At 68.6% G+C, this 20,180-nt stretch carries 21 protein-coding genes; 4 read left to right on the plus strand and 17 right to left on the minus strand.

What is annotated here, in order from left to right; genetic code table 11:
• Nucleotides 1-142: 142 nt before the first annotated feature.
• The 6 genes from FSB78_RS16120 to FSB78_RS16145 form a co-directional block, all read right to left on the minus strand.
• The gene (locus FSB78_RS16120) at nt 143-460 is read right to left on the minus strand and encodes a hypothetical protein (RefSeq protein ID WP_147083573.1); all 318 of its coding nucleotides are present in this window, start codon (nt 458-460) and stop codon (nt 143-145) included.
• A gap of 45 nt (nt 461-505) precedes the next feature.
• Nucleotides 506-1,297, minus strand: a complete 792-nt coding sequence (locus FSB78_RS16125; protein ID WP_199743204.1) for a DUF72 domain-containing protein — start codon at nt 1,295-1,297, stop codon at nt 506-508.
• A 53-nt stretch (nt 1,298-1,350) separates the two neighbouring features.
• Nucleotides 1,351-2,370: a DNA polymerase III subunit delta gene (gene holA / locus FSB78_RS16130; RefSeq protein ID WP_147083574.1), complete on the minus strand. Its 1,020-nt coding sequence runs from the start codon at nt 2,368-2,370 to the stop codon at nt 1,351-1,353.
• Nucleotides 2,367-2,867, minus strand: coding sequence for an LPS assembly lipoprotein LptE (gene lptE, locus FSB78_RS16135; RefSeq protein WP_147083575.1), 501 nt, complete (start codon nt 2,865-2,867; stop codon nt 2,367-2,369). The genes holA and lptE overlap by 4 nt, the downstream gene beginning before the upstream one ends.
• Nucleotides 2,864-5,530: a leucine--tRNA ligase gene (leuS, locus tag FSB78_RS16140; RefSeq protein ID WP_147083576.1), complete on the minus strand. Its 2,667-nt coding sequence runs from the start codon at nt 5,528-5,530 to the stop codon at nt 2,864-2,866. The genes lptE and leuS overlap by 4 nt, the downstream gene beginning before the upstream one ends.
• Before the next feature lie 131 nt (nt 5,531-5,661).
• Nucleotides 5,662-6,108 (minus strand): DUF3576 domain-containing protein, encoded by a 447-nt coding sequence (locus FSB78_RS16145; protein WP_147083577.1) that lies wholly within the window; start codon nt 6,106-6,108, stop codon nt 5,662-5,664.
• A gap of 285 nt (nt 6,109-6,393) precedes the next feature.
• Between FSB78_RS16145 and FSB78_RS16150 the strand changes: the two genes are divergently transcribed.
• Nucleotides 6,394-7,083, plus strand: coding sequence for a hypothetical protein (locus FSB78_RS16150; RefSeq protein ID WP_199743205.1), 690 nt, complete (start codon nt 6,394-6,396; stop codon nt 7,081-7,083).
• A 186-nt stretch (nt 7,084-7,269) separates the two neighbouring features.
• Here the strand turns inward: FSB78_RS16150 and FSB78_RS16155 are convergent, their stop codons facing one another.
• Complete coding sequence (locus FSB78_RS16155; protein WP_338419980.1) at nt 7,270-7,782, minus strand: thiamine phosphate synthase; 513 nt, start codon at nt 7,780-7,782, stop codon at nt 7,270-7,272.
• Nucleotides 7,783-7,803: 21 nt separating this feature from the next.
• Between FSB78_RS16155 and FSB78_RS16160 the strand changes: the two genes are divergently transcribed.
• Both FSB78_RS16160 and FSB78_RS16165 read left to right on the plus strand, forming a co-directional pair.
• On the plus strand, nt 7,804-8,466 hold the full coding sequence (locus tag FSB78_RS16160; protein ID WP_147083579.1) for a YggS family pyridoxal phosphate-dependent enzyme: 663 nt from the start codon (nt 7,804-7,806) through the stop codon (nt 8,464-8,466).
• Nucleotides 8,463-9,128 carry an HAD family hydrolase gene (locus FSB78_RS16165; RefSeq protein WP_147083580.1) on the plus strand — a complete coding sequence of 222 codons (666 nt, stop codon included), beginning with the start codon at nt 8,463-8,465 and terminating at the stop codon, nt 9,126-9,128. Before FSB78_RS16160 ends, FSB78_RS16165 begins: the two co-directional genes overlap by 4 nt.
• Before the next feature lie 56 nt (nt 9,129-9,184).
• Here the strand turns inward: FSB78_RS16165 and FSB78_RS16170 are convergent, their stop codons facing one another.
• The 6 genes from FSB78_RS16170 to FSB78_RS16195 all read right to left on the minus strand — a co-directional run bounded on the left by FSB78_RS16170 (nt 9,185) and on the right by FSB78_RS16195 (nt 16,415).
• Nucleotides 9,185-9,724 carry a YdcF family protein gene (locus tag FSB78_RS16170; protein WP_158638031.1) on the minus strand — a complete coding sequence of 180 codons (540 nt, stop codon included), beginning with the start codon at nt 9,722-9,724 and terminating at the stop codon, nt 9,185-9,187.
• Nucleotide 9,725: 1 nt separating this feature from the next.
• Nucleotides 9,726-10,769, minus strand: coding sequence for a GTP cyclohydrolase II (gene ribA, locus FSB78_RS16175; RefSeq protein WP_199743206.1), 1,044 nt, complete (start codon nt 10,767-10,769; stop codon nt 9,726-9,728).
• Nucleotides 10,766-11,548, minus strand: coding sequence for an exodeoxyribonuclease III (gene xth, locus FSB78_RS16180; RefSeq protein WP_147083582.1), 783 nt, complete (start codon nt 11,546-11,548; stop codon nt 10,766-10,768). Before xth ends, ribA begins: the two co-directional genes overlap by 4 nt.
• Nucleotides 11,549-11,856: 308 nt before the next feature.
• Nucleotides 11,857-12,486: a LolA family protein gene (locus FSB78_RS16185; protein ID WP_147083583.1), complete on the minus strand. Its 630-nt coding sequence runs from the start codon at nt 12,484-12,486 to the stop codon at nt 11,857-11,859.
• A gap of 163 nt (nt 12,487-12,649) precedes the next feature.
• Nucleotides 12,650-14,044 (minus strand): carbohydrate porin, encoded by a 1,395-nt coding sequence (locus tag FSB78_RS16190; RefSeq protein WP_242008349.1) that lies wholly within the window; start codon nt 14,042-14,044, stop codon nt 12,650-12,652.
• 64 nt (nt 14,045-14,108) lie between these two features.
• Entirely contained in the window at nt 14,109-16,415 is a 2,307-nt protein-coding gene (locus FSB78_RS16195; RefSeq protein WP_147083585.1) for a DNA translocase FtsK, read from the minus strand.
• A 106-nt stretch (nt 16,416-16,521) separates the two neighbouring features.
• Here FSB78_RS16195 and FSB78_RS16200 point away from each other — a divergent pair, with 106 nt between their 5' ends.
• Entirely contained in the window at nt 16,522-17,736 is a 1,215-nt protein-coding gene (locus FSB78_RS16200; RefSeq protein ID WP_147083586.1) for a UbiH/UbiF/VisC/COQ6 family ubiquinone biosynthesis hydroxylase, read from the plus strand.
• A gap of 12 nt (nt 17,737-17,748) precedes the next feature.
• On the opposite strand, the gene FSB78_RS16205 is transcribed toward FSB78_RS16200, so the two are convergent.
• The 4 genes from FSB78_RS16205 to FSB78_RS16220 form a co-directional block, all read right to left on the minus strand.
• Nucleotides 17,749-18,120, minus strand: coding sequence for a YjjA family protein (locus FSB78_RS16205; protein WP_242008351.1), 372 nt, complete (start codon nt 18,118-18,120; stop codon nt 17,749-17,751).
• A 313-nt stretch (nt 18,121-18,433) separates the two neighbouring features.
• Complete coding sequence (locus FSB78_RS16210; protein ID WP_147083587.1) at nt 18,434-18,616, minus strand: Trm112 family protein; 183 nt, start codon at nt 18,614-18,616, stop codon at nt 18,434-18,436.
• Nucleotides 18,617-18,626: 10 nt separating this feature from the next.
• On the minus strand, nt 18,627-19,241 hold the full coding sequence (locus FSB78_RS16215; RefSeq protein WP_147083588.1) for an LON peptidase substrate-binding domain-containing protein: 615 nt from the start codon (nt 19,239-19,241) through the stop codon (nt 18,627-18,629).
• Nucleotides 19,238-20,134, minus strand: a complete 897-nt coding sequence (locus tag FSB78_RS16220; protein ID WP_147084272.1) for a tetratricopeptide repeat protein — start codon at nt 20,132-20,134, stop codon at nt 19,238-19,240. Before FSB78_RS16220 ends, FSB78_RS16215 begins: the two co-directional genes overlap by 4 nt.
• Between the last annotated feature and the right edge of the window lie 46 nt (nt 20,135-20,180).

Below are 20,180 nucleotides of genomic sequence, written 5' to 3' on the forward strand. Positions count from 1 at the left end.
TGCGGACCCCCGGATCCTGACGTTCGTCAGGATGACAGAATCGGGTGGGAACCGACCGTTCTGCTCGTAGCCCTCTCCCGCCTTCGCGGGAGAGGGTTGGGTGAGGGTCTTCTTCCTGCCTCCTGATCCTTCCCTCGGTCGATTAGTTCCCGTCGGCGTCGACCGTGAACACCACCGGCCGCCCGCGCGAGAACGGTTCCCAGCCGGCGAGCAGCGCGGCGCGGATGCCGCGAGTGATGGTGGCGTCGTCAATCTGGAGGCGGCCGCGTTGCAGGCCCTTGAGCAGGCGCTTGGGGGCGGGGAATTCGAGCAGCGCCTCGCGCTTGCTGTCCTTGGCGAGCAGCGAGATCGCCATCCCCTTCCAGCCCTCGTCGTCCGACAATTGCGGCTCGCGCTCGAGCTGCCAGTCATAGGTGACGCCGTCGACGTCGAGGGTGCCGGAATTGCGGGAATTTGCCATGGCCGCGCCGTAGCACGCCCGCCACGCACCGGGAAATCCGGCGCGTCAGGCCGAGACGCGCTCGATCAGCGCCATCGCGCCGTGCGGCGCGCGGACCTTGGCGCCGTTGATGAAGAAGACGAAGGTCTCGCGCGGCGTCTTCGCAGGCGCGGTCTCGGTGACATAAGGCAGACCGTCGGGCCTACCGCCGGCCGCCCATCTCTTCGCCTTCGCCGCCCAGTCGTCGAGCGTGTGCGGTGCGTAGCCCGCGACGAAGCGTTCCTCGGCCGATTCCAGCCGCGCATAGACGAAGTCGCCGGTGACGTCGGCGATCGCGGGATACTCCGTCGAATCGGCATAGACGATCGTCACGCCGGCCTCCCGGCACAAAGCGACGAATTCGGGCACCGCGAAGCTCTCGTGCCGGACCTGGACCGCGTGGCGCAATGCGAGTCCGTCGTGTTTGGCCGGCAACAGTTTGAGGAACGCGCCGAAATCGTCCGGGTCGAACTGCTTCGTCGCCATGAACTGCCAGAGGATCGGGCCGAGCGTGTCGCCCAGCTCGACGATGCCCTGGCCGACGAACTTCGCGATCGAATCGCCCGCATCGGCCAGTACCTTGCGATTGGTGCAGTAGCGCGACGCCTTCAGTGAGAAGACAAAGCCTTCGGGAACCGCGGCGGCCCAGGATGCGAAGGTGGCGGGCTTCTGGCTGCCATAATAGGTGCCGTTGATCTCGATCGCGGTGACATGGGTCCCCGCATAGTCGAGCTCGCGCTTCTGCGGCCATTTCTCGGGGTAGAAGGTCCCCCGCCAGGGTTCGTAGGTCCAGCCGCCAATGCCGATTCTGATGCTCATGGCCGCGACTATACGCAAAACCCCAGCGCTGGCGATGTCGGCGATGCGGGCGGTCAGTTGCGGCGCGCGATACCCTGCGCGATCGTCGTCACCGCGGCTTCGGCGAGCACGCTCCCGGCGTTGCCCGGCGCCATCACCGCGCGTTCGGCGGCGCGGACGCGCGCGATCGCGGCGGCGATCATCACCGGCGACCAGCGGCGTAGCGACCGCGCGGTCTGCGCTTCTTCCTTGTAGAACACGCGGTGGCGCTTCATCACGACGTCGGGCGACTCGCCGCGGTCGATCTCGCCGCGCATCTCGGCCAGCGTCATCAACCGGCGGACCAGCTGGCGCAGCCAGGGGATCGGCGAGGTGCCCGCTTCGTCGAGCATCGCCAGCTCGTTGCCGAGGTCGGCGGCGCGCCCCTCGATGATCGCGTCGATCGCATGCGTCATCTCCGCATCGCCCAAGTCTGCGCCGATCAGGTCCAGCGTTATGTGCTCCAGATCGTGCGGCCGGTCGGGCGCGGCGTCGAGATACAGCGCGAGCTTCTCGATTTCGCGCGCCATCACCGCGCGGTCGCCGCCGGTGGTCTCGGCCAGCCGCCGCGCGACCCCGCTGGCAGGGCGCAGGCCGTGCTCGCCCGCGATCGTCGCGGCGAGCCGTTCGGCATCCTGCGCGGTCGGCGCGTAGCAGGCGAACGCCATCGCGCGCGGCGAGTCGATCGCGAGCTTGACGATCTTGGCGCTCGTTTTCACGCTGGGGGCGATCGCGACGACCGGGTTGCCCGCGCGATCGGCCTGCAGCAGCGCGGTGAACGCCTCCAGGCTCTCCTCGCCGACGGTGGCGATGCGGACGTAGCGCGCGGCGGCGAACAGCGACATGCCCGCCGCCTCGTCGACCAGCCGCGCCGGATCCGATTTCAGCGTCGCGCCGTCGAGGTCGACGCGCTCGGCCTCCGTGCCCATCGCCTTGCCGAGGACGCGCGCGAGGTCCGACGCACCCGCCTCGTCGGGACCGTGGAGCAGGTACAGCCGGATATCCGCGCCGGGCTTGGCGAGGGCGCTCCGGATCTGCCCTGCATTGGCCTTCACGGTCTGGCGGGCGTGCGCTGCACGTAGAGCGCGACCCGCGCGACGATCTGGTCCGCGACGATCGTCGACAGCCGCTCGAGCGCGGTGTTCTCCGCGGCGATCGTGGCATATTCCGAACGCACGACGTCGATGCCGGCATCCGATCCCGCGGTCGCATCGACCAGCACGGTGCCGTCGGACAGCCGCACGAGCTGATAGCGTGCGCGCAGCACGCGGCGTTCGCGCGAGACGCTGTCGTCGCGGCGGACGCCGAGCCCGCTGATCTGGTCGTCGAGCCGGATGTCGAGCCGGTAGAGCGGCGTGCCCGACGCCTGCAGCCGGTCGCGCAGCGCGGTTGCCATCAGCCAGCCGGACTTGCCCTCGATCGGCGCAACCTCGACCTGGCCGAGCGCGGTCGCGACCGCACCGCTGCCGCCGCCGGCATAGAGCGGATGCAGACCGCAGCCCGACAGCGCGGCGGAGGTCAGCGCGAGCGCGAGTGCGATGCGGCGGTTCATGCGACGATGTTCACGAGGCGGTCGGGCACGACGATGACCTTTCGGGGGGGCTTGCCGTCCAGCAGCTTGACGATCTTGTCCGACGCGAGTGCTGCGGCCTCGACCTCGTCCTTGGGCGCGCCCTTGGCGAAGACGAGCGTGTCGCGCAGCTTGCCGTTGACCTGGACCGCGATCGTCACCTCGTCGTCGACCAGCAGCGCAGGGTCGACATCGGGCCAGGCGGCGTCGGCGATCAGCCCGGTGTTGCCGGCGGCCGCCCAGGCTTCCTCGGCGACGTGAGGGACCATCGGGCTGGCGAGCCGCAGCAGCGTGGCGACCGCGGCGTCGCGGTCGGCGGAGGGCGCCGCCTTCTCGATCGCGCTGACGAAGCTGTAGAGCCGCGCGACGGCCTTGTTGAACTGCAGCGCCTCGATATCGCCGGCGACGCCGTGCGTCGTGCGATGCGCGAGTTTGCGCAAGGGCAGGTCGTCGCCAGTGCCGGCGGCGCCGCCCTCTGTCTCGACCGCGCGCCATAGCCGCTGGACGAAGCGCCAGGCGCCCTCGATCCCCGATTCGGACCAGGGCAGGTCGCGCTCGGGGGGCGAATCGGAGAGCACGAACCAGCGCACCGCATCGGCGCCATACTGGTCGACGATCGGCTCGGGATCGACGGTGTTCTTCTTCGACTTCGACATCTTCGTCACGCGGCCGACCGTCACGGGGCCGCCGGTCGCGATCTCGATATAGCCTGCGTCAGTCTTGCGGACCTCTTCGGGCGACAGCCACTTGGTCTGCACCGGCGCGTCTTCGGACTCTTCGTCGTCGGTCTCGGTCTCCGGCTCCGCATCGCCGCGACTATAGGTCTCGTGCGTGACCATGCCCTGCGTGAACAGCCCGGCGAACGGCTCGGCGATGTCGAGCATCCCGATATGCTTCAGCGCGCGCGTCCAGAACCGTGCGTAGAGCAGGTGCAGGATCGCATGCTCGACGCCGCCGATATACTGGTTGACCGGCAGCCACTTCTCCGCGCCCGTGCGGTCGAACGGCTTGGCGTCCGGCTGGCTGGCGAAGCGGATGAAATACCAGGACGAATCGACGAAGGTGTCGAGCGTGTCGGTCTCGCGACGGGCATCTGCACCGCAAGTCGGGCAGGCGACGTGCTTCCATGTCGGATGGCGATCGAGCGGGTTGCCGGGGATGTCGAACGCCACGTCCTCGGGCAGCACGATCGGCAGCTGCTCGCGCGGCACCGGCACCGCGCCGCACGCGTCGCAGTGGATGATCGGGATCGGCGTGCCCCAGTAACGCTGGCGGCTGACGCCCCAGTCGCGCAGGCGGAACACGGTGGTGCCGGTGCCCCAGCCTTCGCCCTCGGCGCGTTCGATGACGGTGCGCTTGGCGTCCTCGATATCGAGCCCATCGAGGAAGTGCGAGTTCACGAGGCTGCCCGGGCCGGTCCAGGCGGTGTTGCCGACGAACACGGGTGCCTCGTCATCGCCTTCGCTGACGACGCGCTTGACCGGCAGGTCGTATTTCCGCGCGAAATCGAGGTCGCGCTGGTCGTGCGCGGGCACGCCGAATACCGCGCCGGTGCCGTAGTCCATCAGCACGAAGTTGGCGATGTAGACGGGCAGCTGCCAGTTCGAATCGAGCGGATGCGTCGCGCGCAGCCCGGTGTCGAAGCCCAGCTTCTCCTGCGTGTCGAGCTCGGCCGCAGTGGTGCCGCCGCGCTTGCACAGCGCGATGAAGTCGGCCGCGTCGGGGTTCGTCGCGGCGATCGCCTGCGCGATCGGATGATCCGCGGCGACCGCGACGAAGCTCGACCCGAACATCGTGTCGGGGCGGGTGGTGAAGACCTCGACGCTGTCGATTCCCCTCCCGCTTGCGGGAAGGGCTAGGGGAGGGCGTGTCCCATCGGGGGTCGCGTCGGAGTCGACAGGCCCTCCCCCGACCCCTCCCGCGGGCGGGAGGGGAGAGGTAAGCGCGAACCTGAACTGCAGGCCCTGGCTGCGGCCGATCCAGTTCTCCTGCATCAGCTTGACCTTGTCGGGCCAATGTTCGAGCGCGCCGAGCCCATCGACCAGCTCGTCGGCGAAGTCGGTGATCTTGAGAAACCACTGACTCAGCTTGCGCCGCTCGACCAGCGCGCCCGAGCGCCAGCCGCGACCGTCGATCACCTGCTCATTGGCGAGCACGGTCATGTCGACCGGATCCCAGTTGACCGCCGACTCCTTGCGATAGACCAGCCCCGCGGCGAACAGGTCGAGGAACAGCGCCTGTTCGTGGCCGTAATAGTCGGGCTCGCAGGTCGCGAGTTCGCGGCTCCAGTCGAGCGCGAAGCCCAGGCGCTTGAGCTGTGCCTTCATCGTCGCGATGTTGGCGCGCGTCCAGGTGCCCGGATGCACGCCCTTTTCCATTGCGGCGTTCTCGGCGGGCATGCCGAACGCGTCCCAGCCCATCGGATGCAGCACTTCCATGCCGTTCATCCGGCGGAAGCGCGCGAGCACGTCGCCCATCGTGTAGTTGCGGACGTGCCCCATATGGATGCGCCCCGACGGATAGGGGAACATCTCGAGCACGTAGCTGCGCGGTTTGGTGGACGAATCGTCGGCGGCGAAGGTCTGGGCGTCGTCCCAGACCTTCTGCCACGCCGCGTCCGCCTTCAGTGCGTTGAAACGCGACATTGTTCAGTGAACTCCGTTCATGGTTTCAGCCTTGCTGAAACGCGGCGCCGGCCCGCTCGCCCACCCGGCCTCCCATCCAGGATAATCTGCAGGAGGCGGGGTAGGGGAGCGGGCCGGCGCCGCATCCGGCGTCAGCCGGCAATAGACGCACGGCGCAGGTCGCGCGCCTTGGTCAGGATGATGTCTTCCAGCTTCTGCGTGGTCGCGGCCTGGACCGGCGCGGAGACCCACTGGCCGTTCTGGTTCACTTCGCGCAGTGCCGCGACGCGCAGCGCATCGGCGCGCAGATCCTGGTCGAGGATCGACACGGTGACCTTCATCCGCTCGGACGGCGTCTGCGGGTTCACATACCAGTCGGTGACGATCACGCCGCCGTTCGAATCGGTCTGCAGCAGCGGCATGAACGACAGCGTGTCGAGGCTGGCGCGCCACAGATAGGCGTTCACGCCGATCGTCGTGACCTTCGATGCCGCCAGGTCGGCCGTGGGACGCGCGCTGCCGCCGCCGCATGCGGTGAGCGAGAGCGTGGCGGAAACGGTGGCGAGGACCACGAGCGCGGTGCGATGGCGGCGGAACATGGGCATCATCCTGGCAAGAAAACTAGCCTCTGCCTCTACAGAGCCGGCCGGGGCCCCGCAAGGCGGGCCGGCAGGTCTCGGCACCGCATCCGTAAGGTCGCCCAAACGGTCGCCCCGAACAGTCGCCCAAACGGCCGTATGTGTGCGGATTGCAACACTTTCGAATAATCATACAGGGCGCCGACGCCGACGTGGTTGCACCGGATCGTTTCGTGGTAGGCGCCGTTCAACGACGAGAATGTCAGAGGGGCGGTTTAGGTGTTGAGCAGGCGCGTGTTGGCGGGAATGGTTGCTGGGGTGCTCGTCACCGCCGGCGTCGTTGTCGCGCCCGCCTTCGGCGCCTCGGAACAGCCCGCCAGATTGTCGCGCCACACGGCACCGATGGCGATCCGCGGTCTGGGTGGCTTCACGCCCGCCGCCGCCGATCCGCGACTCGCGGCGCTGTTCGCCCGCGGTGGCGTCGATGCGGGCAGCTTCCGCTTCACCCCGGCCGAGACGCGGCGCGATACGCGCGCGGTGACGGTCGCGGTGCGGGCGCGCACGAATCGCAACGCCGATACCAGCCGCCTGGCCGCGACCACCGTCGCGCCGACCGTGGGCCTCGCGCCGATCGCCTATAATCTGGGCATGTCGGTCGGCTGGAAGCGCTTTGCGATCTCGGGCGATGTCGGTCGTATCGATCTCGCCGGGCTGCCGGGCAGCCGCGAATCCGCCGACCTCGCGGTCAGCTATTCGGCCAAGCGCTTCACGGGCAGCGTGAAGGCGGCGACCGATCGTCCGCTGGCGAATGCGCCGCGCCTGGTCGAGGATGCACCGACCTATTCGGTCGACCTGGGCGGATCCTACTCGCTGACGCGGAACATCGATGTGACCGCCGGTGTCCGCTATCGCTCCGACCGCGAACGCTTCGCGCGGATGGAAGACGACCGCCGCGACAGCCAGGCCGTCTATCTGGGCACCGCGTTCCGGTTCTGATCGGTTCGGCAAAGCGGGGCTTTGCCGAGGTTTGAGAGACATTAACACAGACCATCCCGTCACCCCGGACTTGGTCCGGGGTCCACCGTGCCGCGTACCCTAAGGCTTCAGGACGTGCGGCGGCATGGATGCCGGACCAAGCCTGTCCTGAGCTTCGCCGAAGGATCCGGCATGACGGCGTTGGGATTAAACCACCCACGCATCGATCGCTGCCCAGCCGTAGAACCCGCGCAGTCGTCGCCAGCGGCGTTCGGTCATGCCGCCCAGTGCGATAAGGGGGATGCCGAGCCCGCGGCCGATCCGGATCGCACCCAGCGGACCGATGCCGCCTTCGCCCGCATGTGACCGCGTGGCGTAGACCGGCGACACGAACAGCGCATCGGCACCGGCGCGCCGGCCGGCCAGCGCCTCCGCGCGATCATGCGCCGGCCATGCCCGCAGGCCCTTCGTCCGGGCGCCCCCGTGGACGCCATCGGCGCCCCCCACGCCTCCGCCCGCCACGACCACCACCAGCCGCCGTGCTTGCGCCACACGCTTCACCCTCACCAACAGCGCGCGCCGCGCCGTCGGCGGAGTCGCATAATGCCGGAACACCACGCCGGACCCCGGCGGCAGGCGACCGAGCGCCGTCCACAGCGCGTCGCCCATGCGCTCGTCGGTCATCAGCCAGCGGGTCGGGATGGGCTTTCGGGCGCGCACTGCGCTGCTATAGCGCCCGCCATGACATCCGACACCCTGAGCGCGATCCAGACGCGCATCGCCAAGGCCGCCGCCATCGCCGACCGCCGCGGCAGCGACGTCACGCTGATCGCGGTTTCCAAGACGCACCCGGCCGAGGCCATCGAACCGCTGCTCCAGGCCGGGCAGCGCGTCTTCGGCGAGAATCGCGTCGCCGAGGCCGCGGACAAGTGGCCGGCGTTGCGCGAGGCCTATCCGGGCGTCGAACTCCACCTGATCGGCCAGCTCCAGTCGAACAAGGCGGCCGAGGCGGTCGTGCTGTTCGATGCGATCCACGCGGTCGACCGGCCGTCGCTGGTCGCCGCGCTCGCCAAGGCGATGGACGCCGCGGATCGTCGCCCGGACTGCTTCATCCAGGTCAACATCGGCGACGAACCACAAAAGGGCGGCTGCGCGATCGCCGACCTGCCTGCGCTGCTCGAGTCCGCGCGCGCGGCGGGGCTGCCGGTCGCCGGGCTGATGTGCCTGCCTCCCGCCGATGTCGACGCCGCGCCCTATTTCGCACTGCTGGCGAAGCTCGCGCGCGATGCCGGGCTCGAGGGGCTGAGCATGGGCATGTCCGACGATTTCGAGACCGCGATCACGCTGGGCGCCACGCATGTCCGCATCGGCAGCGCGCTGTTCGGCGCGAGGCCCGCGGCATGAAGGTCGATGCGCTGCTGTTCGATTTCGACGGCGTCCTGATCGAGAGCGAGGCCGCGGGCAACCGCCAGATCGCCGAGTGGCTGACCGCGGCGGGGCATCCGACCACGCCCGCCGATTCGATGGCGAACTTCATGGGTCTCGCGGGCCCGCAGTTCATCGACGCGATCGAACGCTGGATCGACCGACCGCTGCCGCAGGATTTCCACGACGCGCGCGCCGCCGAGGATGCCCGCATCATGGCCGCCGGCGTCGATGCGGTCGAGGGCGCGGTGGCGTTCGTGCGATCGCTCCCCGCCGACCTGCCCAAGGCGATCGTCTCGTCGAGTGGAACCCGCTGGATCGCGCGGCATCTCGACCATATCGGCCTGCGCGACGTGTTCGGCGAACATCTCTACAGCGGGCGCGAGCATGTCGCGAACGGCAAGCCCGCGCCCGACCTGTACCTGTTCGGCGCCGAGCGGCTGGGCGTCGATATCGCGCGCACCGCGATCCTCGAGGATTCGCCGGTCGGCGCGACCGGGGCGGTGGCGTCGGGCGGCTATGTCATCGGGCTATGCGCGGGATCGCACTGCGCGGTCGATCACGGCGCGCGGCTGGAGGCGATCGGGGTCGACGCGATCGCGCACGACTTCGATGACGTGAAGCGTTTGCTGCGCGTCTGACCTCCTCGTCATCCCGGGCCCGTCCCGGGATCCAGGGTCACGAATGCGGCGTTTTGTTACTCTGGATCCCGGGACAGGCCCGGGATGACGGTTTTAGGCTTACGCCGCCGCATCCGCACCGCCGTCCCCGCGACCAGGTCATACGGCAGCGCCAGCGCCTCGCGCATCGACATCTTCGCGCGGTACCGCCTGCGCCCCGCATGCGGCAGGCGCACCGGCCGCGTCTTCATGCCGAGCAGCGCGAACAGCATCCGCACGCGCGGCTGGTGATAGCCGTCGGTGCAGGTCAGGCATTCGTCGCAGTCATGGGCTTTCGCGAACCGCACCGCCGCGCGCACCTGTTCGAGCGTGTCGATGCTCGCTTCGTCGAGATGGATGCGCGCGGGGTCGATCGTCTCGGCGAGGATGCGTGCCATCACCGACGCTTCGGACGGTCCGTGCGCACCCTGGGCGCCCGAGCAGAAGACGTGCGCGTCGGTGTAGCGCTGCGCCGCCGCCTCGGCATAGGCGATGCGGCGCGCGAGCGTCGGGCTCGCCCGGCCGTCGGCGCGGACCGCCGCGCCGAAGATCACGATCAGGCGACGCGGTGCCGGCACGCTAGAACTGGTGCCCGGTGCGGTCGCGCTTGGTCGCGAGATAGCGCGCATTGTGCGGGTTGGGCGGCAGGTGGTGCGGCACGCGCTCGATCACGCGCACGCCCGTCGCCTCGAGCCCGGCGACTTTTGCGGGGTTGTTGGTCAACAGCCGCACGCGGTCCTGGCCGAGCAGCGTCAGCATCCGCGCGGCAACGCCGAAATCGCGCGCATCGACCGCGAAGCCGAGGCGCGTATTGGCATCGACGGTGTCGAATCCCTGGTCCTGCAGCGCATAGGCGCGCAGCTTGTTGACCAGCCCGATGCCGCGGCCCTCCTGGCGCAGGTAGAGCAGGATCCCCCAGCCGCTGTCGCGAATCGCACGGATCGCGGCGTGGAGCTGCGGCCCGCAGTCGCATTTGAGGCTGCCGAGCACGTCGCCGGTCAGGCACTCGCTGTGCAGGCGGACCAGCGGCGGCTCGCCATTGGGCTGACCGATCAGCAGCGCGATATGTTCGTCGGCGCTTTCGGGCGACCGGAAAGCAACGATCTCCGCATCATCCGCCCCCTCAACCGGCAACCGCGCACGGGTCGCGAGAGTCAGGCGCGTGGCATCCTCGTGCGCGTCGATATCAGCCAGCGTGATCGCGACTTCGGGCTCGCCCGTGCCGAGGAAGAAGGCGGGGAGCAGTCCTGCGATCCGGGCGAGCCTGAGCGCTGCGCTCGCCGCATGCGGATGCGGCACGGGCAGCGTGCGGAACGGGCCTTTCAGCGGCGTCGCGAGATCGAATTGCGGGTCGGCGAGCGCGGTCGCGGCGGCGAAGTCGATCCACGGCGCGCGGTCGATCAGCACGGGTGCGGTCGGGTCGGCGGCCTCGAGCTGGTTGGCGAGCTTCAGCGTCACCGCGCGGCCTGACGAGATCAGTACGCCGCCACTCGCGGGCGGGTCGAACGCCGCGAGCCGATCCGCGTCCGCGGTCTCGACCGCGAGCACCGTCAGCCCGTCGATCGCGATCGGCCAGCCGCGCCGCAGCGCATCGACCGCGCGCGCCGCGCTGCGCGGGTTCAAAACGCGAACTCGGTCATTATCGGCACGTGATCGGAGGGTTTCAGCCAGCTGCGGCACGATTCGAACACGGTATGTGACACGGCGTGTTCGGCAGCACCGTTCGTGGCCCACATGTGATCGAGCCGGCGGCCGCGGTCCGAAGCTTGCCAATCCTTCGCGCGGTAGCTCCACCAGGTGTAGAGGCGGGCGGGCGCGGGGTGGAAATGGCGGCCGAGATCGGTCCAGCCGCCCGCCGCCTGCAGCTCGCTCAGCGCCTCGACCTCGACGGGCGTGTGGCTGACGACGTCGAGCAGCTGCTTGTGGCTCCAGACGTCCGATTCGAGCGGCGCGATGTTGAAGTCGCCGACCAGGATCGTCGGGCAGGCAAGGCTCTCCGACCAGCGCGTCATGCGCTCGACGAAATCGAGCTTCTGGCCGAATTTGGGGTTTGCGTCACGGTCGGGCACGTCGCCGCCGGCCGGGACATAGACGTTTTCGAGACGGACGCCGTTCTCCAGCTGGACGCCGATATGGCGCGCCTCCTGGTTCGCCTGCCAGTCGAGCCGGTCGTCGAGCGTGATCGGCACGCGGCTGAGGATCGCGACGCCGTGGTGCATCCGCTGGCCGTGAAGGACGATGTGGCGATAGCCGAGCGCGCGAAAGGCATCGAGCGGGAAGTCGCTGTCGATGACCTTGGTCTCCTGCAGGCACAGGATGTCGGGCTCGTTCTCGCGAAGGAACTGTTCGACGATGCCGATCCGGAAGCGGACCGAGTTGATGTTCCACGAGACGATTTTCACGGGGGTTAGGTAGGCTCAAGCTTGTCGGGTCACAAGCGGCGCGACATGGGCAAAGCCCATGTCGTCGAACGGGCTTTGCCCGTCGGCCGCGCTTGAGCGAGTCGGCGGACGCAGTCCGCTGCCGCTTTACGCGAAAGACCCCCGCTCCGGGGGCGTGGAGCGAGGGCCAACTCAGCGTTCGTCACGCAGGCGAGATATGAGGAAACCAGGCAACAGGGGGGAAAATCCTGGCGCCCCACATCCGCGAGAGACCCTCTAGGGGACTCAACCTGTCGCGTGGATGAATGAACCGTTCAATTCGGGTAAGTTTATCGCGTGGTCGTCCGGCGCGGATCGTTCCAGCGGAACGTATTGTCGCTCACCGGCCCACCGAATCGCTGGTTCGACAGCCGGATCGTGGTGCGGTTGTTCTGGCTGTCGAGCGCCACCCACCCCTGCAACATCAGTCCGCCGGGCGCTGCGCCGTCGCGGGCGAAGACTAGAGTGATACGCCCATATTCGGGATGCTTGGGGTCGTTCGCCTCGACGGAGACCAGCCGATTGTCGAACCCGGGCACGAGCTTGGCATAGCGCGTGATGTCACGGCTGGGATCGAGCAGCACGCCGAGCGGCGAATTCTTGATCGGCCAGCGCTGCACCTGCTTCACCGAATAGTCGATGAAGGTCAGCGCGCCGCTTTCCGCGACGATCAGGATCGGCACGCCCTTCTGGTACTGGAAGCGCAGCTTGCCGGGCTTCTTCAGCGTCAGCACGCCGGTCAGTACCTTGCCGTTGCGATCCGACTGCGAAAAGTCCGCGGTCATCGTCGTCACCGACTGGAGGTGGCGCTGGACGGCGGCGAGGTCGCCGGTCGCCTGCGCGGCGAGCGGGGCGGGCGCGCTCATCGTGACGGCGGCGATCGCGATCAGGGGCGTAGCGATCAGGGCGGGACGGTACATGCAAATCTCCTAGGCGGCGCGTGTGGAACGCGCGGCTTGAACGCGTCGTGAACCCATAAACCGTCCTCCCGACGAAAGTCAGGACCCAGGGTAACGGACGGTGGCGTTCGTGGCTCTGGATCCTGACGGTCGTCAGGATGACGGAAAAGGGAAGGATGCGGCTCTACAGCGTGACCGCGGCCTTCATGCCGAGCACCGCGACGTCGTTCGCATCATGGACGCCACCGGGATTGTGGACGATCTGCAGGTTCGGGCGCAGTTCGAGCCAGTCGAGCGGGTGGACGCTGTAATAGAGTTCGCCCGCATATTCGGCGTCCTGCACCGCCGGCCGCGCGGGATCGAGCAGCTGTCCGCGCGCGACGCGCCCGTTGACGTTGGTGCGCGCGACCGCGAGCCCCAGGATGTCGCCCGGCCGCCACGGCACCAGCCCCTTGTAGAACAGCCCCGCGGCGATCTGGTTGTCGGTCACAGACGTCGCGCGATCGGCCTGCGTCGCGTTGAGGAAGACGCTGAGTCCGGTCACCGACTTGCCGTCCTTCGACGTGCCGGTCAGCTGCTGCTGCAGGTTGAAGAACACGCCGTAGCGCGCGCCGCGCCGCAGCGGGTCGAGCCCGGTGATCGCGATCGGCCGGCGGTTGACGTCGAGATACACGTCGTCGCCGTCCGCGGTGTTGAGCCAGCCGCCAACCTTGACCGCGCCGACATGGCCGTTCGCATCCTCGCGGTTCCATCCCGCCTCGATCGGCACCAGCACCCCGGTCGCGCCGTGGAAATGGCCGAGCACGAAATCCTTGCGCAGGTTGCGCGGGTTGACCTCATAGGCGGCAGTCTGGACGTAGAACCTGTCGCCGAGCGCGACATGGATACGCGCACCCCATTGGCTGATCGGCCAATTGTACCAATAGTCGCCGACCAAGTTGCCGGGCTGCGCGCCGCAGAAGCTGAGATTCTGGAAATGGCACGAGAAGACCGCGAAGTCCTCGCCGGGATTGGTCCGGCCGAGCTTGATCTCGACCGCGTCGCTCAGGCGCTGCTCGTACCAGAACTGCGTTAGCCGCAGCGTCTGGCCGCGCCCATAGACTTCCTGGACCTGCTGCAGCACGCCGAGATTGGCGTCGAGCCCGAGGTCGCGACCGCGGCGATAGGTCAGCGTCGCCTGGAACGCGCCGCCCTTCAACCCGGCGATCTGGTTGAGGTCGAGCAGCACGCCCGCGTCGAACTGGCCGGTCTCGCGGAACAGCTTCCGGTCGCCGCCCGCGACATTGTAGCCGCTCTCCGAGGCGTAGCGCGCGGTGACGCCGATGCCGCGCCTGGCGAGCCGCGTGCGGATCTCGCGCCAGTCGCCGATCAGCCCCGGCGGCGGGGTTCGCTGCGTATCGGCGGTCAGCGCGGATGGCGACAGGTCGCTGTCGCGGCGTACGCCGGTGCTGGGGCGATGCTGCGTGTCGGTCGCGCTGCCGCCCGCGGTCTTGTTCGCCGGCGTCGTCGTGTCGGTCTGCGCGGCTACGGGAACCGCGCTCGTCAGCAGCATCGCGGTCAATATGCTGCGGCTTGTCATTCGCATCGTTCGGGATCCTTCGACGACCGCGTTAGCCGGGCCGACGACGGAAGGCTAATATGAGTTAAATCGCATGGCCTTCGGTATCGCGCAGCACCTCGCGGCGGCCGACGTGGTCGGGGCGGCCGACGATGCCGTCCTTCTCCATCCGCTCGATCAGCCGCGCGGCGGAGTTGTAGCCGATGCGGAGCTGACGCTGCAGCCACGAGGTCGAGGCCTTCTGGCTTTCGCAGACGAGCTGGATCGCGTTCCGATATTGCTGGTCCTCGGCCGAATCCTCGCCGGTGGGCGTGCCGTCGAGGACGAAGCCGTCCTCGGGCTCCTCGGTGACCGACGAGATGTAATCCGGCAGCCCTTGGCTGCGCCAGTGATCGGCGACCGCGCGGACCTCGTCGTCGCTGACGAACGGCCCGTGGACGCGGACGATGCCCTTGCCGCCGGGCATGTAGAGCATGTCGCCCTTGCCGAGCAGCTGTTCGGCGCCCTGTTCGCCGAGGATGGTGCGCGAATCGATCTTGCTGGTGACGTGGAAGCTGATCCGCGTCGGCAGGTTCGCCTTGATCACGCCGGTGATGACGTCGACCGAGGGGCGCTGCGTCGCCATGATCAGGTGGATGCCCGCCGCGCGCGCCTTCTGCGCGAGGCGCTGGATGAGGAATTCGACTTCCTTGCCCGCGGTCATCATCAGGTCGGCGAGCTCGTCGACGATCACGACGATCTGCGGCAGCACGTCGTATTCGAGCTTTTCCTCCTCGTACATCGGCGCGCCGGTATCGGGGTGGTAGCCGGTCTGGACCTTCCGCCCGAGCGGCTGGCCCTTGGCCTTGGCGCCGCGGACCTTGTCGTTGAAGCTGGCGAGGCTGCGGACGCCGACCGAGGACATCTGGCGATAGCGGTCCTCCATCTGCTCGACCGCCCATTTGAGCGCGCGCACCGCCTTGGCCGGATCGGTGACGACCGGCGAGAGGAGGTGCGGGATGTCGTCGTACATGCTCAGTTCGAGCATCTTCGGATCGATCATGATCATCCGGCACTGGCTCGGCGTCAGCTTGTAGAGAAGCGACAGGATCATCGAGTTGAGGCCGACCGACTTGCCCGAGCCGGTGGTGCCCGCGACCAGCAGATGCGGCATCGGCGCGAGATCGGCGATCACCGAATCGCCCGCGATGTTCTTGCCGAGGATGATCGGCAGCTGCGCCTGCTGGTCCTCGAAGGTCTGGCTGCCGACGAGTTCGTGCAGGGAGACCGCTTCGCGGCGTGCGTTGGGCAGTTCGATGCCGATGACGTTGCGGCCCGGAATCACCGCGACGCGCGCGGAGATGGCGGACATGTTGCGCGCGATGTCGTCCGCGAGCGCGATCACGCGGCTGGCCTTGATGCCGGGCGCGGGTTCGAGTTCGTACATCGTGACGACGGGGCCCGGCCGCACCTCGATGATCGATCCCTTGACGTGGAAATCGTCGAGCACGTTCTCGAGCAGGCGTGCGTTGCGTTCGAGCCCGGCCTTGTCGATCACGTTACCCTGGCTGGGTGGGGAGGGCGTGAGCAGGTCGAGCGGGGGCAGCGTGTAATTGTCGCGCAGGTCGAGCTGCGACTGTGACTTGGGCTTGGCCTGCGACGGCGCGACCTGCCGATCGGCGATGACCGGGGCGGGGCGCGCATCGGGTTCGGCAAGCGGGCGTGGGCTCACCGGCTTGCGCGTCAGCGTCAGCGGCTCCTCGTCGTCATACTCGTCATAGCCCATGTCCTGCGGGTCGAGATCGGCGCGACCGGCGCGGCGGAACCGCCAGGCGCGCTCGCCGAGTTCGATCTCCAGGCTCTTGCCCCACACGATCGCGCCGGCGACGCCGAGCACCAGCCCGATCGCGCGCGCGGACCATAATTCCGCGACGGGCTCGCCGATGAAGGCGAGCGCCCATTGCGCCGCGTTGGCGACCGCGAGGCCGATGACGCCGCCCCAGCCGGCGGGCAGCGCGAGGACCGACGAATCGGACACGAACGCCAGCGCACTTGCCATCAGCGCGACGCCCAGTGCAGCATGCCGCAGCATCCGCGCCCAGCGACCCGACGGCAGGTCGCGCCACAGACGCATCGCGATGATCGGCCCGACCGGTAGCAGCAGCGCGACCGCGGGGCCGAACAGCGACAGCGCGATGTCGGCGAACCAGGCGCCGGGCGGTCCGATCAGGTTGGCGGGATAGCCGCCCGAGGCGGTGTTGAGCGCAGGGTCGCTGGCGTGATAGCTGGCCAGCGCCAGCGCCATCGCGAAGGTCACTGCGAACAGCGTCACCGACGCGACCAGCGCGCCGCTGCGCACCGCCCCCGCCTTCACCGTTTCGCGCCACAAAGCTGGCTGCGCGCGGCTCGCCATGTCGGTATCCTCAATGTCCGTAAACCATGGTTTTCATCGTCCCCGGCCGGTCCGTCGTCAAGTCAGCAGCGTTGGCACGGGACGGTTGGCGGGATAGAGCGGCTTCATGGACACAGATGTCATCATTCTCGGCGGCGGCCTGGTTGGCGCGACGCTGGCGCTCGCGCTCGACGTACACGGGGTTTCCTCGACGGTGATCGATCCTGCGGACCCGGCGGTGACGCTGGCGCCGGGGTTCGACGGGCGCGCCTCGGCGATCGCGAGCGCCAGCCACCGGATGCTCGATGCGATCGGAGTCGGCGCAGGCCTGGCGGGCAAGGGCTGTGCGATCCGGCACATCCGGGTCAGCGACGGGCTCGAGCCCGGTGCGCTCGACTTCATCCCCGACGCCGACGACGGTGCGCTGGGCACGATGTACGAGAACAAGCTGCTGCGCACCGCGCTGTTCGACGCGGCGACGCGCGCGCAGCATATCGACTTGCGGATGAAGACGCGTGCGACCGCGGTCGAACGGTCGGCGGCCGGCGTGACGGCGACGCTCGATAGCGGCGAGACGGTGCGCGCGCCGCTGCTGATCGCGGCGGAGGGGCGCAATTCGCCGACGCGCGAGGCGGCGGGGATCACGATCGCGCGGTGGAGCTACGATCACAGTGCGATCATCGGCGCGTTCCATCACGCGCGGCCACACGGCGATATCGCGTACGAGATCTTCTACGCCGCCGGGCCGTTCGCGCTGCTGCCGCTGCCCGACGATGCCGAGGGGCATCGCTCGGCGATCGTGTGGACGGTCGATGCGAAGGACGGCGCGGCGATGCTCAAGCTCGGCGACCGCGCGTTCCTCGCCGAGGCGGAGAAGCGGATGGGCGGCTTCCTGGGACCGCTGTCGAACGCGAGCCCGCGCTCGTCCTATCCGCTGGGCTTCCATCATGCCGCGCGGATCACCGCCGAGCGGCTGGCGCTGGTCGGCGACGCCGCGCACGGCATCCATCCGATCGCTGGGCAGGGGCTGAACCTCGGCCTGCGCGACGTCGCGACGCTCGCCGAAGTGCTGGTCGAGGGCAAGCGGCTGGGGCTTGACCTCGGCGATGCGGCGCTGCTCGATCGCTATCAGCGGTGGCGCGGGCTGGACACGTTCATGGTGGCGCTCGCGACCGATTCGCTGACCCGGCTGTTCGGCGTGCGCGGCAAGACCGCGAGCGCGGTGCGGCGGTTCGGGATCTCCGCGGTCAACGCGATCCCACCGCTCAAGGACCGGTTCATGGCCGAGGCGCGCGGCGAGAGCGGGGACCTGCCGAAGCTGCTGCAGGGGCTGATGGTCTGATCCCGTAGGGGATCAGAGAAACGACTTCGCGCGCTTCAGCACCAGGTCGCAAATCTTGGTCTTCGCCTGGCCCTTGAGCGCGTCCAGCGATAGAGCCGAGCCGCGGCCGGTTTCGAGCGTCCCGGCCTGTCCTGCGGCAAAGCCATCGGAGGTCGCGACCCCGGGCTTTCCGGTCAGATTGCCGAGCACGGTGGCGGCATTTGCCCCCGACAGCACGTTGTTCTTGACGCAATAGCCGAGCAACCCCGCGGCATTGCCCGCGCTCGCGGACGCGACATTGGGCAGCGCGCCGCCGAGCAGCCCGGCAAGGCCACCCGACCGGGTCTGCGCGTCGGCCCCTGCGGACAGGGCGAGCAGGGCGGCGAGCGCGATGGGCTTGATCATGATGCGGTCCTTGGAATTATGATCCGCATCAACGCGGCGAGTGGCGGGGGGGTCCGCCTCAGTGCTTTCCGTTCGTCCTGAGTAGCCGCTGAGCGAAGCCGAAGCGGCGTATCGAAGGACAGGTTCCGCGCGCGACCTGTGCTTCGATACGAGCCTTCGATACACCCCCGCGGGGCTACTCGGTCTCTACTCGGCACGAACGGAAGGGGGGACGTAAGCCCACTACCCGTTCGTGCTGAGCGCAGTCGAAGCATCCTCGTTTGGGGCATGCCCTTCGACTTCGCTCAGGGCGAACGGAACAAGGAGGCCTGACTCAGCCCGCGTCGATCCGCCGCGCTTCCTCGACCAGCATCACCGGCACGCCCTCGCGGATCGGATAGGCCAGCCCCGCCGCCTCTGAGACGAGTTCCTGCGCCGCCTCGTCGTAGCGCAGCGGCGTGCGCGTCGCGGGGCAGACGAGTCGGTCGAGCAGCCATGGGTCGATCGTCGTGCTCATTGCCCGGCCCTCACTGCAGCGTCACCCGTTCGTCGCCGTCGTGGCGGCCGAAGAACTGCATCAGCTGGATGATCAGTTCGGCGCGGGTCTCGATATCGGGGGCTTCGAGCAACGCCTGCTTCGCGGCGGCATCGAACGGCGCGATCTGGGCGATGCCGTTGACGAGGCTCTCGTCGTCGAGCCGGCCGACCGCGTCCCAGTCGACCGCATAGCCCTGCGCCTCGGCGAACCGGCGCGATTCGAGTTCGAGCGAGGAGCGGCGGCCGAGCGACAGCGTGTCGTCCTCGACCGCCGCCAGCAATTCGGCCTCGACCTGGCGGAACGCGGTGGTGACATCGAGTTCACGGACGATACGGTAGAGCGAGACGCCCTCCAGCACGAGATTGTAGCGGCCGTCGTCCAGCGCCTCGACCTCGGCGATCTTGCCGATGCAGCCGATGTCGTAAAGCTGGCTGCCATCGTCGCCTTGGCCGCCGCGCGGCTGGATCATCCCGATCCGCCGGTCGCGCGCCATCGCGTCGCTGACCATCGCCCGGTAGCGCGGCTCGAAGATGTGCAGCGGCAGCTGCATCCCCGGGAACAGCAGCGCGCCCGGCAGCGGGAAGATCGACAGCCGGGTGGTCATCCGAACAGGATCGCGGACAGGCGCCGGCGCTGCGCCGAGACCCAGGGATCCTCGAGCCCGACGACCTCGAACAGTTTCAGCAACTGCGTCCGTGCCGCGCCCTCGTTCCAGCTGCGGTCGGTGGCGATGATGCCGAGGAAGGTGTCGGCGGCGGCATCGCGGTCGCCCGCCGCCATCTGGCCGTTGGCGAGCGCGAAGCGCGCGTCGAGATTGTCGGGATCGGCCTCGACCGCGGCGACCAGCGGGGTCAGGTCCTCGACCGGCGGCGCGGACTGCGCGAGCGCGAGCGCCGCCTGCGCACGCCCGATCGCGGGATCCTTGGCGATCGCCGGATCGAGATTGGCGAGCCAGTCGGCCGCCTCGTCGAGCTGGCCGGTCGTGACAAGCGCGCGGACGAAGCCGGCATGGACCGCGACATGATCGGGCGCGATCTCGGCGATCTGGCGGAAGATCGACAGCGCGCGCTCGCCGTCGCCTTGCGTCAGCGCCTCCTCGCCCATCGCGATCAGCGGCTCGATCTCCGCCTCGGCACCGGCGGCGGGAGATTCGATCGGCAATTGCTTGAGCAGCTGGTCGAGCAGGACGCGAATCTGCGATTCGGTGCGCGCGCTGGTGAGGTCGGCGACGAGCTGGCCCTGGAACATCGCATAGACCGTCGGGATCGACTTGATCTGGAATTGTGCGGCGATGAACTGGTTCTTGTCGGTGTCGACCTTGGCCAGCACGACGCCCTTGTCGGCATAGTCGGCGGCGACCTTTTCGAGCGTCGGGGTCAGCGCCTTGCAGGGCCCGCACCATTCCGCCCAGAAATCGATGATCACAAGGGCGGTCATCGACGGTTCGACGACGTCGCGCCGGAACGATTCGACGGCTTCCTTCTCGGCAGGCGACATTCCAAGCGTGGCCAACATCAGCTCCTTCGTGGCGTAGGCGTCTATT

Source organism: Sphingomonas ginsenosidivorax (genome assembly GCF_007995065.1).
Taxonomy (GTDB): domain Bacteria; phylum Pseudomonadota; class Alphaproteobacteria; order Sphingomonadales; family Sphingomonadaceae; genus Sphingomonas; species Sphingomonas ginsenosidivorax.

Coding starts and splice junctions, on each gene's coding strand:
- FSB78_RS16195 (WP_147083585.1), bottom strand. CDS start 16,415: ATGGCGAGCCGCGCGCAGCCAGCTTTGTGGCGCGAAACGGTGAAGGCG.
- FSB78_RS16200 (WP_147083586.1), top strand. CDS start 16,522: ATGGACACAGATGTCATCATTCTCGGCGGCGGCCTGGTTGGCGCGACG.
- FSB78_RS16165 (WP_147083580.1), top strand. CDS start 8,463: ATGAAGGTCGATGCGCTGCTGTTCGATTTCGACGGCGTCCTGATCGAG.
- FSB78_RS16205 (WP_242008351.1), bottom strand. CDS start 18,120: ATGATCAAGCCCATCGCGCTCGCCGCCCTGCTCGCCCTGTCCGCAGGG.
- leuS (WP_147083576.1), bottom strand. CDS start 5,530: ATGTCGCGTTTCAACGCACTGAAGGCGGACGCGGCGTGGCAGAAGGTC.
- FSB78_RS16145 (WP_147083577.1), bottom strand. CDS start 6,108: ATGTTCCGCCGCCATCGCACCGCGCTCGTGGTCCTCGCCACCGTTTCC.
- FSB78_RS16160 (WP_147083579.1), top strand. CDS start 7,804: ATGACATCCGACACCCTGAGCGCGATCCAGACGCGCATCGCCAAGGCC.
- FSB78_RS16185 (WP_147083583.1), bottom strand. CDS start 12,486: ATGTACCGTCCCGCCCTGATCGCTACGCCCCTGATCGCGATCGCCGCC.
- FSB78_RS16120 (WP_147083573.1), bottom strand. CDS start 460: ATGGCAAATTCCCGCAATTCCGGCACCCTCGACGTCGACGGCGTCACC.
- FSB78_RS16190 (WP_242008349.1), bottom strand. CDS start 14,044: ATGACAAGCCGCAGCATATTGACCGCGATGCTGCTGACGAGCGCGGTT.
- FSB78_RS16215 (WP_147083588.1), bottom strand. CDS start 19,241: ATGACCACCCGGCTGTCGATCTTCCCGCTGCCGGGCGCGCTGCTGTTC.
- FSB78_RS16210 (WP_147083587.1), bottom strand. CDS start 18,616: ATGAGCACGACGATCGACCCATGGCTGCTCGACCGACTCGTCTGCCCC.
- FSB78_RS16220 (WP_147084272.1), bottom strand. CDS start 20,134: ATGTCGCCTGCCGAGAAGGAAGCCGTCGAATCGTTCCGGCGCGACGTC.
- FSB78_RS16150 (WP_199743205.1), top strand. CDS start 6,394: ATGGTTGCTGGGGTGCTCGTCACCGCCGGCGTCGTTGTCGCGCCCGCC.
- FSB78_RS16125 (WP_199743204.1), bottom strand. CDS start 1,297: ATGAGCATCAGAATCGGCATTGGCGGCTGGACCTACGAACCCTGGCGG.
- lptE (WP_147083575.1), bottom strand. CDS start 2,867: ATGAACCGCCGCATCGCACTCGCGCTCGCGCTGACCTCCGCCGCGCTG.